The 13113-nt window shown below is 70.1% G+C and carries 14 protein-coding genes; all 14 read right to left on the reverse strand.

Features of this window, described 5'->3' with window-relative positions:
• Position 1 precedes the first annotated feature (1 nt).
• The 14 genes from nosP to DEW08_RS27325 all read right to left on the reverse strand — a co-directional run bounded on the left by nosP (position 2) and on the right by DEW08_RS27325 (position 13110).
• Positions 2–1237: a nitric oxide-sensing protein NosP gene (nosP, locus tag DEW08_RS27260; RefSeq protein ID WP_245987019.1), complete on the reverse strand. Its 1236-nt coding sequence runs from the start codon at positions 1235–1237 to the stop codon at positions 2–4.
• 112 nt (positions 1238–1349) lie between these two features.
• On the reverse strand, positions 1350–1751 hold the full coding sequence (locus DEW08_RS27265) for a DUF779 domain-containing protein (RefSeq protein ID WP_109333230.1): 402 nt from the start codon (positions 1749–1751) through the stop codon (positions 1350–1352).
• Between the two features lie 101 nt (positions 1752–1852).
• Positions 1853–3373, reverse strand: coding sequence for an aldehyde dehydrogenase (gene adh / locus DEW08_RS27270; protein WP_109333232.1), 1521 nt, complete (start codon positions 3371–3373; stop codon positions 1853–1855).
• Positions 3374–3507: 134 nt separating this feature from the next.
• A complete protein-coding gene (gene pqqE, locus DEW08_RS27275) occupies positions 3508–4608 on the reverse strand; it encodes a pyrroloquinoline quinone biosynthesis protein PqqE (RefSeq protein ID WP_109333234.1) in 1101 nt (366 codons plus the stop codon).
• A complete protein-coding gene (pqqD, locus tag DEW08_RS27280; RefSeq protein ID WP_109333236.1) occupies positions 4605–4913 on the reverse strand; it encodes a pyrroloquinoline quinone biosynthesis peptide chaperone PqqD in 309 nt (102 codons plus the stop codon). The genes pqqE and pqqD overlap by 4 nt, the downstream gene beginning before the upstream one ends.
• Positions 4910–5704 (reverse strand): pyrroloquinoline-quinone synthase PqqC, encoded by a 795-nt coding sequence (gene pqqC / locus DEW08_RS27285; RefSeq protein WP_109333239.1) that lies wholly within the window; start codon positions 5702–5704, stop codon positions 4910–4912. The genes pqqD and pqqC overlap by 4 nt, the downstream gene beginning before the upstream one ends.
• Positions 5701–6630: a pyrroloquinoline quinone biosynthesis protein PqqB gene (gene pqqB, locus DEW08_RS27290; RefSeq protein WP_109333241.1), complete on the reverse strand. Its 930-nt coding sequence runs from the start codon at positions 6628–6630 to the stop codon at positions 5701–5703. The genes pqqC and pqqB overlap by 4 nt, the downstream gene beginning before the upstream one ends.
• A 194-nt stretch (positions 6631–6824) precedes the next feature.
• Positions 6825–6962: a pyrroloquinoline quinone precursor peptide PqqA gene (gene pqqA, locus DEW08_RS32940; RefSeq protein WP_245987020.1), complete on the reverse strand. Its 138-nt coding sequence runs from the start codon at positions 6960–6962 to the stop codon at positions 6825–6827.
• A gap of 53 nt (positions 6963–7015) precedes the next feature.
• On the reverse strand, positions 7016–7567 hold the full coding sequence (locus DEW08_RS27300) for a rhodanese-like domain-containing protein (protein ID WP_245987021.1): 552 nt from the start codon (positions 7565–7567) through the stop codon (positions 7016–7018).
• A gap of 64 nt (positions 7568–7631) precedes the next feature.
• On the reverse strand, positions 7632–8282 hold the full coding sequence (locus tag DEW08_RS27305) for a response regulator (RefSeq protein WP_109333247.1): 651 nt from the start codon (positions 8280–8282) through the stop codon (positions 7632–7634).
• 218 nt (positions 8283–8500) lie between these two features.
• On the reverse strand, positions 8501–10222 hold the full coding sequence (locus tag DEW08_RS27310; protein ID WP_245987022.1) for a PQQ-dependent methanol/ethanol family dehydrogenase: 1722 nt from the start codon (positions 10220–10222) through the stop codon (positions 8501–8503).
• A gap of 280 nt (positions 10223–10502) precedes the next feature.
• On the reverse strand, positions 10503–11432 hold the full coding sequence (locus DEW08_RS27315) for a quinoprotein relay system zinc metallohydrolase 1 (protein WP_245987023.1): 930 nt from the start codon (positions 11430–11432) through the stop codon (positions 10503–10505).
• 17 nt (positions 11433–11449) lie between these two features.
• Positions 11450–12250: a quinoprotein dehydrogenase-associated SoxYZ-like carrier gene (locus DEW08_RS27320; RefSeq protein ID WP_109333251.1), complete on the reverse strand. Its 801-nt coding sequence runs from the start codon at positions 12248–12250 to the stop codon at positions 11450–11452.
• Complete coding sequence (locus DEW08_RS27325; protein ID WP_109333253.1) at positions 12247–13110, reverse strand: substrate-binding periplasmic protein; 864 nt, start codon at positions 13108–13110, stop codon at positions 12247–12249. Before DEW08_RS27325 ends, DEW08_RS27320 begins: the two co-directional genes overlap by 4 nt.
• Positions 13111–13113 lie beyond the last annotated feature (3 nt).

Genomic DNA, 13113 nt, shown 5'->3' on the forward strand with positions numbered 1-13113 from the left:
CTCACCGCCTCCCGATGGCGACGCCGGTGAAGGTCTGGTTGACGTGCATGCCGTTCACCTGCTCGCCATAGGCGCAGAACCCGACGACGCGGTGCAGGGCCAGGCGCGACGACATGATGTCCAGCAGGGAGCGCTGCTCCAGCTCCAGCCGGCGCAGGATGCAGTCGCAGCCGAGGATCAGGTCGGGCGCCCCGATCTCGTCGCGGATGCTCTCCATCAGCCCGTCGAAGTTGGCGACCGGATCCACCCCCTCCGCCACCGTCAGGACGATCCCTTCGTCGATGGCGCAGAAGAAGGTCAGGCTCTCGTCCTCGTTCACCTTCTGGATGGAGCGGACATGGTACTGGCCGCCGACCCGCACCACCACCGGATGGGCGGCGAAGATCAGCGGCGTCAGGGGCTCGCCGTCCAGCCCGACCAGACGGGCATATTCGCGGCCCGCCGGTTCGGCGTTGATCTCGTTGACGATGCGGCGCTGCGGATCGGCGCCGGTCACCACCATCTTGCGGTCGGAACTGACGAAATGCTGGGTACGGAAGACGGTGAAGGGGCGCGCCGTGGTGACCAGCGCGACCACCGCCGCGTTGGCATGGAACTCCCCGTCGTGCAGCACGAAGGTCTGCTCGAACTGCAGGTCGTCGCCGGCCGAGGCGCCGAACAGCGGAACGTCGATCATCGCGTTGTGCAGCGCGCTGACCACCGTCTCCTCGCTCATCGACAGGCCGTCGATCAGCAGCATGGCGAAGCTGTCGGCGGAGGCCAGCGGCACCGGCCGTTCGGCCAGCGCGCGGTCACGCCGGTCCATCAGGTCGCGGGCGATGGCCGTGCTGTCGGTGATCTCGAACCCGTCGACATGGTCGATCAGCGCCGTCACCACGGTGAAGTCGGCGGCCGGGAAGCCGACGCCGACCAGCGTGTTGGTGGTGTAGCCGCCCGGTCCGATCTCCCCCGCGGTGGTGCAGCCGAAGACGGGGACCGGGCCGAACTCGGCCGCCAGCGCCTCGGCCAGCAGGGCGCGCTCGAAGCGGGGAGCGCAGAAGACCAGCACGGCGTCGAACGGCCCGTCGCCCAACTGGCGGCGCAGGTCCCGGGCCGCCTCGTACGCGCTGTCGGCGCGGGAGACGGCGCGCGGCAAGGCATCGCGATCCTGCGTCAGACCGCCGATATGCCCAGCGGCCTGCTCGGTTACCTGCCCGCTGTACTGCCCGCTGAACTGCCCGACGGCGGTCTCCGACACGGGGCCTCCCTGTGCAGCCTGACCAAGTGTGCCCGGACCATGCCCGGTCAGAATACTCCTGGGATGGCGTCGGACAAGCGGCTTCGGCGGGCGCTGGCTTTCTACCATGGTGCTAGACGTCTCCGGGGCACGTCTCGGGCAGGGTTCCGGCCGGGACGGGCGGGCGCAGGTTGGGAAGCTCCTCGTCGGTGAACAGACGGGAGCGGGCCACCAACCGTACACCATCCGGCACCTCCAGCGAAAAGCCGCCGCCGCGCGCCTCGACCACGTCGAGCTGCACTTCGGAATGCTCCCACCAGGCGAAGGTGTCGTCGGCCATGCAGAGCGGCGTCTCCTCCACCCAGCCCAGGCAGAGGTCGCGGCCGCCCAGGCGGAAATCGCCGCGCGGCAGGCAGATGGGGGCGGAGCCGTCGCAGCAGCCGCCCGAGAGATGGAGCAGCAGCGGGCCGTGCCTGGCCGCCAGCCGGCCCAGCAATGCCCGCACGGCGGGAGTGGCGGTGACGCGCTCGATCACGGGGGCATCCTCCTCGCGGTCTGGAACGGGGTCCTCAAGAGAAAATGGGGCCGGAGGCGAAAGCCCCCGGCCCAGGTCTGCCCGATCAGGGAGGAGTACGCTCAGAAGAACCCAAGAGCGTTCGGGCTGTAGGAGATCAGGAGGTTCTTGGTCTGCTGGTAGTGGTCCAGCATCATCTTGTGGGTCTCGCGGCCGATGCCCGACTGCTTGTAGCCGCCGAAGGCCGCGTGGGCCGGGTAGAGGTGGTAGCAGTTGATCCACACGCGGCCGGCCTGGATGCCGCGGCCCATGCGGAAGTAGCGGTTGCCGTCGCGGGTCCACACGCCGGCGCCGAGGCCGAAGGTGGTGTCGTTGGCGATCTGCAGCGCCTCCTCCTCGGTGTCGAAGGTGGTGACCGAGACCACCGGGCCGAAGATCTCCTCCTGGAAGACGCGCATCTTGTTGTGGCCTTCCAGGACCGTCGGGGTGACGTAGTAGCCGGTCTCCAGCTCGCCGCCGAGATGGGCCCGCTGGCCGCCGGTCAGCACCTTGGCGCCTTCGGCCCTGCCGACGTCGATGTAGTGCAGGATCTTGTCGAGCTGCTCCTGCGAGGCCTGGGCGCCGATCATGGTGGCGGGATCGAGCGGATGGCCCTGCACCACCTTGCTGACGCGCTCGACCGCGCGCTCCATGAAGCGCTCGTAGATCGACTTCTGGACCAGGACGCGCGACGGGCAGGTGCAGACCTCGCCCTGGTTCAGCGCGAACATCGCGAAGCCTTCCAGCGCCTTGTCGAAGAAGTCGTCGTCCTCGGACATCACGTCGGCGAAGAAGATGTTCGGCGACTTGCCGCCCAGCTCCAGCGTCACCGGGATGATGTTCTCCGACGCGTACTGCATGATCAGGCGGCCGGTGGAGGTCTCGCCGGTGAAGGCGACCTTGGCGATCCGCTTGGAGGTGGCGAGCGGCTTGCCCGCCTCGATGCCGAAGCCGTTGACGACGTTCAGCACGCCGGCCGGCAGCAGGTCGCCGATGATGTCCATCATCACCAGGATGCCCATCGGGGTCTGCTCGGCCGGCTTCAGCACGATGCAGTTGCCGGCGGCCAGCGCCGGGGCGATCTTCCAGGCCGCCATCAGGATGGGGAAGTTCCAGGGGATGATCTGGCCGACGACGCCCAGCGGCTCGTGGAAGTGATAGGCGTAGGTGGTGTGGTCGATCTCGGCGATCGAGCCTTCCTGGGCGCGGATGCAGCCGGCGAAGTAGCGGAAGTGGTCGATGGCGAGCGGGATGTCGGCCGCGCGGGTCTCGCGGATCGGCTTGCCGTTGTCCAGCGTCTCGGCCAGCGCCAGGATCTCCAGCCGCTCTTCCATGCGGTCGGCGATCTTGTTCAGGATGTTGGCGCGCTCGGTCGGGGAGGTGCGGCCCCAGGCGTCCTTGGCCTTGTGGGCGGCGTCCAGCGCCTTTTCCACGTCGATCGCCTGGGAGCGGGCCACTTCGCACAGCGGCTTCCCGGTAATCGGGGTCAGGTTGGTGAAGTATTGCCCGTCCACAGGCGCCACCCACTGACCGCCGATGAAGTTGTCATACCGGGGGCGGAGCGCGACTTGCTTTTGCAGCGTCTCGAGAGCCTGGTGGATCATTGGGCCTTTCCTCTTCCTTGCTGAGCCGGCGGGGAGCATCTCTCCGGCGTGTTTCGTAGGGCCATTGATCCAGTTTTCGGCGGCTCCGGTAAATTGTACTATGGTTGGAGACGGATGATCGGCGTTACAGACGATCAGATGCCGCGATAGCGCCAGACGGTGCCGACGGAATCGGCGTCCCGGTCGCGGACCGCCGCGACGGCGGCATGGGCGGCCGAGCGCTCGCACACCGGATCGGTGGCGTCGGCGTCGCCGGCCAGCGCCAGGGCCTGGCAGCGGCAGCCGCCCCAGTCCTCCTCCTTGTGCTCGCAGGACTGGCAGGGCTCCGGCATCCAGCCGGTGCCGCGGTAGCGCCGGAAGGCGGCGCCGTCGCGCCAGATGTCCGGCAGCGGCCGGTCGAACACCGTCTCGAACTCCAGGTGCGGGATCGTCTCCGCTGCGTGGCAGGGCAGCACCTTGCCGGCCGGCGTCACGTTCATGAAGCGCCGCCCCCAGCCGCCCATGCAGGACTTCGGCCGGCGGGCGTAATAGTCGGGCACCACATAGTCGACGACGATGCGCCCGGCCAGCGACGGCAGCCGCTCGCGCACCCGCGCGTCCATGGTGAGAAGCTGTTCGCGCGTCGGCATCAGGGCGGCGCGGTTGGCCAGCGCCCAGCCGTAGTACTGCACGTTGGCGATCTCGATCCGCCCGGCCCTCAGCGCCAGCGCCAGGTCGATGAAGTCGTTCACCCGCTCGATGTTGTGGCGGTGGAGCACGGCGTTGATGGTCAGGGCCAGCCCGGCCTCCACCACCATCCGCGCGACCTCCAGCTTGCGGGCATGGCCGCCGCGGAACCCGCCGATGCGGTCGCCGCCACCGGGCTCGACGTCCTGCAGGCTGACCTGGACATGCTGCAGCCCGGCCGCCTTCAGCCGCTCCAGCCGCCCGGCGTCGAGCAGCACGGCCGAGGTGATCAGGTTGCTGTAGAGCCCGGCCTGCGTGGCATGGGCGACCAGCTCCTCCAGATCCTTGCGGACGCAGGGCTCGCCGCCCGAGAAATGGACCTGCAGCGCGCCGGCCTCCGCCGCCTCGTCCAGCACCCGCTTCCAGGTGGCGGTGTCGAGCTCGGCGCTCGCCGGCTCCAGCGCCACCGGGTTGGAGCAGTAGGGGCAGCGCAGCGGACAGCGGTGGGTCAGCTCCGCCAGGACGGCGAAGGGCGGCGCGGGATCGGGCGATGCGGGACCGGGAGTCATGGCGTGACGTATCCCTTGTTGCGCAGGTCGGTCAGCAGCTCCAGCACGTCGGCGGCGATCTCGCCGCGCGGGGCGTCGTACTCCACCGCCAGACGGTCCACCGCCTGGCCGACCGTCCCCGCCTCCGGCCCGGTCGCCGCGCGGATCACCGCCAGTGCCGTGTCGTCCAGCACCAGCAGCCGCTCGGCCGCCATCAGCATCCATTGGCCGCGGGTGCGGTCGTGGCGCAGGATGACGCCCGGCGCCAGCCGGATGCGGTTCTCTTCGCCGATCGGTGGAACGGCGGTCGTCGGGGGCAGGCTCATCGCGTGTACCGGGTCGGCGTCATGTCGTCGGGCACGAAGGCCCCGGGCGGGATCAGGCCCGGCGAGACATAGGCGTGGTGCAGCGCGTCGAGCTGCGCCCACAGCAGCTCCGTCTTGAAGCGCAGGGCGCGGATGCACTGCCGCTGCTGCTCCGCCGTGCGGGCGTTGTCGAGCACATAGGCCAGCCCGAAATCGACGTCGCGCGGCGCCTCCTCCAGCCTCTTGCGGAAGTAGGACAGCGTGCTGTCGTTGGCGAAGGCGTAGTTCTGCTCGAAGCCGGCGATGCGCTCGCGGTGGATGGCCGGGGCGAACAGCTCGGTCAGCGAGGAGGCCACCGCCTCCAGCAGCGTATGGTCGAGCACGAAATGGACGTAGGCGTCCACCGCGAAGCGCGTCGCCGGCAGGATGCCCTCCAGCGACCGCACATAGTCGCGGTCGAGCCCCAGCCCGTCGGTCAGCCGCAGCCAGCGCTCGATGCCGCCGACCCTGCCCTCCTCCACCTGCCCGTCCGGCCCCAGCCCGTCATGGTCCAGCACCCGCTGCAGCCACACCCGGCGCAGGGCGGGGTCGTCCATGCGGGACATGATCGTCAGGTCCTTGCGCGGGATCGAGACCTGGTAATAGAAGCGGTTCAGCGCCCAGGCCTGCACCTGCCCCTTCGCCAGCTTGCCGCCGTGCAGCAGCTTATGGAAGGGGTGGAGGTCATGGTACTGCCGCTCGCCCACGGCGAACAGCGCCTCGGTGAAGGCATCGCGGGAGAGCGGTTCGTCCTGCGGCAGGCTCGTCGTCATAGCGTCAGCTCCAGCCCGTCATGGGCGATGGTCCAGCCGGCCGCCTCGGCCGCCCGCCGTTCGGGCGACTCCTCCAGCAGGACCGGGTTGGTGTTGTTGATGTGGATGAAGATGCGGCGGCCCACCCCCAGCCCGTCGAAGGCGGCAATGCTGCCGCCGGGGCCGGACATCGCCATGTGGCCCATGCGGGCGGCGGTCTTGGTGCCGGTGCCGGTGCGCTGCATCTCGTCGTCGGTCCAGGTCGTGCCGTCGAAGAAGACCAGCTCCGCCCCGCGCAGCCGGTCGGCCAGCCAGCCGGGCAGCGCGGCGCAGCCGGGAATGTAGAAGAAGGCCCTGCCGGAGGAGGCGTCGGCGATGCGCAGGGCCACCGTGTCCTCCGCCACCGAGCCGAAGCCGGGGCCGGCCGCCGCGTCCTCCAGATAGAGCGCCACCTTGCCGGGCACCGCGAAGGCCTCGACCTCCAGGCCCAGGGGAGTGCCGGCGGCATCCGCCGGCCGGAAGGGCTGGCCGAGCGTCATGACGCGGCGCGGCACGAGCTGGGGGTTCAGCACGTTGAAGACGCTGTTGGCCGCCAGCACCCCCTGCACCCGCTGCGTCGCATAGAGGGCGAAGGGATGGGATTCGCGCAGGGTCAGCAGGCCGGCGACATGGTCGATGTCGGCATTGGTCAGCAGGGCGGCGGAGATCGGGTTGCCGCGCAGCCCCCCGCGGGGGTGCAGCGGCGGGCTCGCCAGAAGCTGCGCGCCGAGGTCGGGGGAGGCGTTCAGCAGCAGCCACCGCCCGCCGTCCGCGCTGACCGCCAGCGACGACTGGGTCCGCGGCTTTGCCGCCGGATCGCCGGACCGTGCCCGCCGGCAGCCCTCGCAGGCGCAGTTCCACTGCGGAAAGCCGCCGCCGGCGGCCGAGCCGAGGACGAGAATCTTCATGGGTCGGCCCTCATGCAGAGGATCTTCAGGACGGTCTCACGGGGCGGTCTCCGCCGGACCGGGGCCGGCAGGGGGACAGGAAAAAGGCCGGGCAGGAAAAAGGCCGGGCACCGCATCCCCCGCCGGGGACGCGTGGCGGGAAGGAGCGATGTCCGGCCCTGATAGCCTGCTGCTGCTGCCGATGGATCGGGCGCTTACAGCCCGGCGCAGGCGTAGGCGTTGATCTCGGTCCCGACGGCGATCTCGGTCGTCTTGGGTTTGCGCCAGCTCTTCATCGTCCTGTCTCCCTCTGCTGCCGGTTCGGTGTCGCGGCCGGATGACCAGCCGATCATCAGCCTATCGGATCGCTTGCCTGCCCCGCTATGCTACCATAGTGCAATGACCTTTATGGCTGCATCGCCCCGACCGGAAGGGGCTTCGCCTCTTCCGTCGGCAGTCCGGCCTCGATCCAGCCGTCGACACCCGCCGGGTACCAGTAGACCCGGCTGTAGCCCAGCAACAGCGCCCGCTTCGCCGCGTTCCACGACATCCAGCAATCGGCCAGGCAATAGAACAGCAGGCCGCGCCCGCGGTCGCCGCCGGTCAGATGCTCCAGCGCGGCGCGGAACCAGGCGCCGATCTCCTCCGGCGGTTCGCCCAGCCCGACATTGGGCAGCCACAGGCTGCCGGGGATCTGCCGCATCGGCCTGGACAGCAGCCAGGGACCGCCGGGCAGCGTGCTGCGGTCGAGCTTCAGCACGTTGATGGGGATCGCCCCGCGCTCGGCCAGAAGGGCGCGCGCCCCCCCGGTGTCGAGCGTGGTGGCGCCGGCCAGGCCGGCCGGCGTGGGCGAGCGGTAATCGGACATGCGGAATCCCGCCGGCTCCTCCGGCGTCCCGGCAAGCGCCGGGGTGCCGAACAGCAGGGCGGCCGCCATCATCGGAACGGCAAATCGCATGGATGCCCTCGCGGTTGACCGCAGGCGACCGGACGCGGACGATCGGCCGCCCGGATCCGGCGGGCTACTTGCGCCCGGCCAGCACGCGGTTGGCGATGACCACGGCCTGGGTGCGGCTGTAGACCTTCAGCTTCTGCAGGATGGCGGAGACATGCGCCTTCACCGTGGTCTCGGTGATGTTCAGGTCGAAGGCGATCTCCTTGTTCAGCTTGCCGGTGCCGAGCAGCTCCAGCACGCGGAGCTGCTGCGCCGTCAGCGTGGCGATTCGCCGGGCGATCTCCGCCGTCTCGGGATCGTCGGCCTGCTCCTCCTCCGGATCGTCCTCGGCCATCGGGGGCACGTACAGCTCGCCGTTCAGCACCTGGCGCAGGGCACCGGCGATGGCGTCGCGCGGCGTCGATTTCGGGATGAAGCCCGCGGCCCCGCTCTCGATCGCCTCGCGGACCATGCGGCGCTCCTCATGGGCGGACACGACGACGACCGGCGTGGCGGGAAAGCGCTGGCGCAGCGTGCGCAGCCCGTTCAGCCCGTTCATCCCCGGCATGTTGAGGTCGAGCAGGACGAGGTCGAGATCGCCCCGGTCCTCCAGCGTTCGCATCACCCCGTCCAGCCCGTCCGCCTCCAGCACGTCGGTGGCCTGGCAGGAGTACAGCACGGCGTTGCGCAAGGCATCCCGCACCATGGGATGGTCGTCGGCGATCAGAATGCGGCTCATCGCTATGGTCCCCACTTTTTTGCCGGGGGTTGTTCCGCCCGAGGTGGTCCTCCAGGCCTTGCCTTTCAGCGGGATCATGGCAGCCGCACGGCCCGAGGGCAATCAATCCGAGAGGGCCGGTCCGGAACGGCGCGAAAGGGGGAGGCCGCCAACGCCGAACACCGGCCCCCGTCGGGACGGAGGCCGGTGCCGCGGTTGTCAGCCCGTGCGGACGGCCGTCACGCCTTCGGCAGCTTGAACACCCAGAGCGAGCCGCCCTGGTTGATGTCCTTCACCAGCTTGGCGACGTCGCCGCCCCACAGCGGGACCGCACCGCCCCAGCCCGAGACGACCGCCACATACTGCTCGCCGTCCATCTCCCAGGTGACCGGGGAGCCGACCACGCCCGAGCCGGTCTGGAACTTCCACAGCTCCTTGCCGGTCTTGGCGTCGAAGGCCTTCAGGAAGCCTTCCGGCGTGCCGGTGAAGACGAGGTTGCCGGCGGTGCTCAGCACGCCGCCCCACAGCGGGGCGCGGTTCCTGTACTCCCAGACGATCTTGCCGGTCTTCGGGTCGATGGCGCGCAGCGCGCCGATGTAGTCGTCGTTGATCGGCTTGATGGTGAAGCCGGCGCCCAGATAGGCCGCACCCTTCTTGTAGGTGATCGGCTCGTTCCAGATGTCCATGCCCCACTCGTTGGCCGGGACGTAGAACAGGTCGGTGTCCGGGCTGTAGGCCATCGGCATCCAGTTCTTCGCCCCGAGGAAGGCCGGGGCCGCGAAGACCGGCTTGCCCTTGCCATCGCTGCCGCCGCCCTCGGTCGGGTTGCCCGGCCGGTTCTCGTCGACATAGACCGGCCGGCCGGTCTCGACGTCGAAGCCCTTGGCCCAGGTGATCTTGTTGACGAAGGGGGTGGCCGACAGCAGCTTGCCGTTGGTGCGGTCGAGCACGAAGAAGAAGCCGTTGCGGTCGGCCTTGGCGCCGGCCTTGATGACCTTGCCGTCCCTCTTCAGGTCGAAGGAGACGAGCTCGTTCACGCCGTCGAAGTCCCAGCCGTCGTGCGGCGTGGTCTGGTAGTGCCACTTGATCTCGCCGGTGGCCGGGTCGATCGCCAGGGTGGAGGAGGTGTAGAGGTTGTCGCCCGGCCGCAGGTGCGAGTTCCAGGGCGCCGGGTTGCCGGTGCCGAAGAACAGCAGGTTGGTGTCGGGATCGTAGGTGCCGCCCAGCCAGGTGGCGCCGCCGCCGGTCTTGTACATGTCGCCGGGCCAGGAGGCGTTGACCTTGCCGGTCATCGTCGACTCCTTGCCGTTCAGCATGCCCATGTTGCCTTCGATCGTCGGGCGCTGCCAGACCAGCTCGCCCGTCTCGGCATTGCGGGCCTCCACCATGCCGATGATGCCGAACTCGCCGCCGGAATTGCCGGTGATGATCTTGCCGTCCACGATCAGCGGCGCGGCGGTCATCGAATAGCCGTCCTTGTACTCGGCCGTCTTCTTCGACCAGACGACCTTGCCGGTGTCCTTGTTCAGCGCGACGAGGCGGGCGTCCAGCGTGCCGAAATAGATCTTGTCGCCCAGGATGGCGGCGCCGCGGTTGACGACGTCGCAGCAGGGCATGATACCGTCGGGCAGCCGGTGGTCGTACTGCCACTTCTTGTCGCCGGTGCGCGCATCCAGCGCATAGAGGCGGGAGTAGGAGCCGGTGACGTAGATCGTGCCGTCATGCACGATCGGCTGGGCCTCCTGCCCGCGCTGCTTCTCGCCGCCGAAGGAGAAGGACCAGACGGGGACCAGCTTCGACACGTTGTCGGCGTTCAGCCTGTTCAGCGGGCTGAAGCGCTGGCCCTGATAGCCCATGCCGTAGGTCAGGACGTCGCCGCCCGACCTGGCGTCGTTCAGCAGATCCTCCTTGGTGGGACCGGCCGCGGACGCGGCGGCGGAAAAGCCCGTCGCCAGCGCCACCCCAGCGCCAGGACGGAGGCCGTGGATGTCAGGCGGGTGAAGAACGGCTTCATGGTGCGGTGACCTCCCTCACAATCTGTTCCTCTCGAAACGGGGACAAGACCTCTCCCTGCCGCGCCGCCGGCACTCATGGCGGCGCGGGTGCCCCTAACCGGTGCCCTGTCGCTTTACCTGTTTTGCTTTGTCGGCTGATTGTCCTATGGACGCAGTTTAAGCGAGCCGCGGATTGCCGCCATAGTGCAATGGTCTCATGCCGCGCTTCGTCCCGGGGGATCGCCCCCTATTGCAGGGCGCGCGGCAGGCTGTCCCGCTCGATCGCCGGGTAGAGGTGGGCGACCGAGCGCTGGAACTCGGGCCGCAGCATGCCCAGCCCGGCGAAGCGCTCGGGGATCGGCATGTCCAGCAGCTCCGCCATGTCCCGCCCTTCCGCCGCCGCCCGGCGCAGCGATCCGTCGAGCCAGGTCAGCCAGTCGCGGGTCTGGGCGATGGCCGCCTTGTCGGTGCGGATGTGCCCGTGGTTGGGGACCAGGACATGGATGTCCAGCGCCTCCAGCGCGTCCAGTTCGGCCAGCCATCTGGCGACGTCGGCATGCGGCGTGGTCGGCGTGCGGTCGGAGAAGACGACCCCGCCGGCGAACAGCACGCCCGTGCTCTCGTCCAGGATGGCGAGGTCGGCGGCGGTATGCCCCTCCAGCGGGATCAGCCGCAGCCGGTGGCTGCCGTAGACGACGGTCGAGCCGTAGACCGGCTGCGTCGGCGCCACCGGCTCCGTCCCGCGCATCCAGTCGCCGACCAGCCGGTACATGTTCTCGGTGATCGCCTTGCCCTCCGCCTGGATGCCGGCGATGGTGCCGGGCAGCGCCGCGATGGGCACGTCGGCGAAGGCCTGGTTGCCCAGCCAGTAGTCGGGATGCAGGTTGCTGACATAGACGATGCGGATGGGCTGCGGCGTCACCTTGCGGATGGCCGCGCGCATCTCCTCGCCGAAGCGGCGCGACGGGCCGGTCTGGATCACCACCACCCCGTCCTCCGTCACGATGAAGCCGGGATTGAGGATGTTGCCGCCGTTGGCGCGGCTGAAATGCTCGGTCGTGCCGACGAACACGTAGGTGTCCCGGGCGATGCGCACCGGCTTCAGGTCGTAGGTCAGCGGCCCGGCGGCCAGGGCGGCGGACAGGCCGGACAGGAGCAGCAGGAAACCTGCGAGCATCCCTCTCATGACCGTCCTCATGGCAGGGCGCTCCGCAGCGTCGGCACCGGGATGCGGGCGGCGATCTCGCCGCCGTTGTTGTCGCGGCCGGTCAGGCGCAGCATCGCCGTTCCGGCGGGAAGGCGCGGCTCCAGCGTGAAGACCGGATCCTCGCTGACCGGTTCCAGCGGCGCGATGCGGGCCAGCGGCGTGCCGTCCTCCGCCGCGACGGTCAGCGTCTCGATGAAGAAGGCCGGCACGCCGGCCGACAGGCCGGTGTCCATCGGATGGCGGATGCGCAGCTTCAGCCGCGCGGCCTCGGCCCCCGCCGCCGGCCACAGGCGGGCCTGCACCTCGCCCAGATGCCGCTCCCAGTCGGCGGCGGCGTAGGATTGCGGCGGCGCCGCGCAGCCGCCGCCCGCGGCATCCACCAGCCGGCCGCCGACATGCCACACCCCGTCGGCGGTGCGCGCGGCACCGCGGATGGCGGTCGCCTGCTGCACCTTGATGCGCGTGGCGATGAAGGGGCGGGCGGCCAGCGGCTCGAACCGCAGGACCACCGGGAAGGGGTTGAGGTCGGCGAGCAGCACCATCTCGCGCACCTCGCCCAGCGCGCCCGCGTCGACCGCCACCGGCACGGCCAGCGCATTCTCCACGTCGGCCGGCGTCTGGACCACGACCCGGTCGTCGAACACCACCGGCGCGTCGCCGAACACTGCCGGGGCCAGCGTCTCCCACACCACCGATTCCAGGGGATCGGGCGGCAGCGGGGCGGCCTGCGCCGCACCGCCGGCGAGGCCGGCCACGAGGATCAGCAGGCACGTCCGGTATCGGCTCATCGGTTTGCCTCCGGCTGGGTGTGGGTGACCCCGAAGCGGGCGAACAGCGCCGGCAGGGTCCCGTCCGCGTCGAGCGCCGTCACGATGTCGGTCAGGGCATAGGCGAGGTCGCGGGAATTCTCCTTCACCGCCATGCCGATGTCCCAGCCGCCGGTGGCCGGCAGGCCGGGCATCGCCGCTGGCGCGATGGGATAGTCGGCGCGGCGGTCCTTCAGCGCCCCTTCCAGCTCGCTCATGGTCGCCAGCACGCCGGCCACCTCCCCCGCCAGCAGGGCATCCACCGCCTTGCCGACCGACGGAAAATGCACCACGCGCTCGCGGAAGCGGCCACCCCCGGCGCTCAGCATGTAGAAGTCGGGAACCGTGTCGATCTCCACCCCGATCCGGTCGCCGTCCTCCAGCGCCGCGACGCCCTCCGAGGACAGCCGCTCCGGGTTGCGGGCCAGCGCGAACCGCTCCCGCTGGTAGGGGGCGAACAGCACCGCCTCGGTGTTGCGCTGGCCGAAGACCCGGTCGTAGGGGATGTGCAGCATGACGTCCGCCGGCTCGCCGCCGACCAGATAGCCGCGCCAGACGGCGACCCGCAGGTCGTCCGACACCGTCTCGCCCGCCGTATGCTCCATCAGGTCGAGGCGCACGCCGAGCCGGCCGGCGAGCAGCCGGGCCAGCTCGACGTCGATCCCCGCCGGCTCGCCGTCCTGGCGGTAGGAGTAGGGCGGCAGGTCGCGGTAGACCGCCACCTTCAGCACGCCGCGCGCCATCACGTCGTCCAGCGGCCGGGCCGCCCCCGGCCGCGGCGCTGCGGGGAGGAGGGCGGTTCCGGCGGCCAGACCGGCAAGGAGGGCGCGGCGCGTCAGCATGGT

The sequence above is a fragment of the Azospirillum thermophilum genome, from assembly GCF_003130795.1.
Classification (GTDB): Bacteria; Pseudomonadota; Alphaproteobacteria; order Azospirillales; family Azospirillaceae; genus Azospirillum; species Azospirillum thermophilum.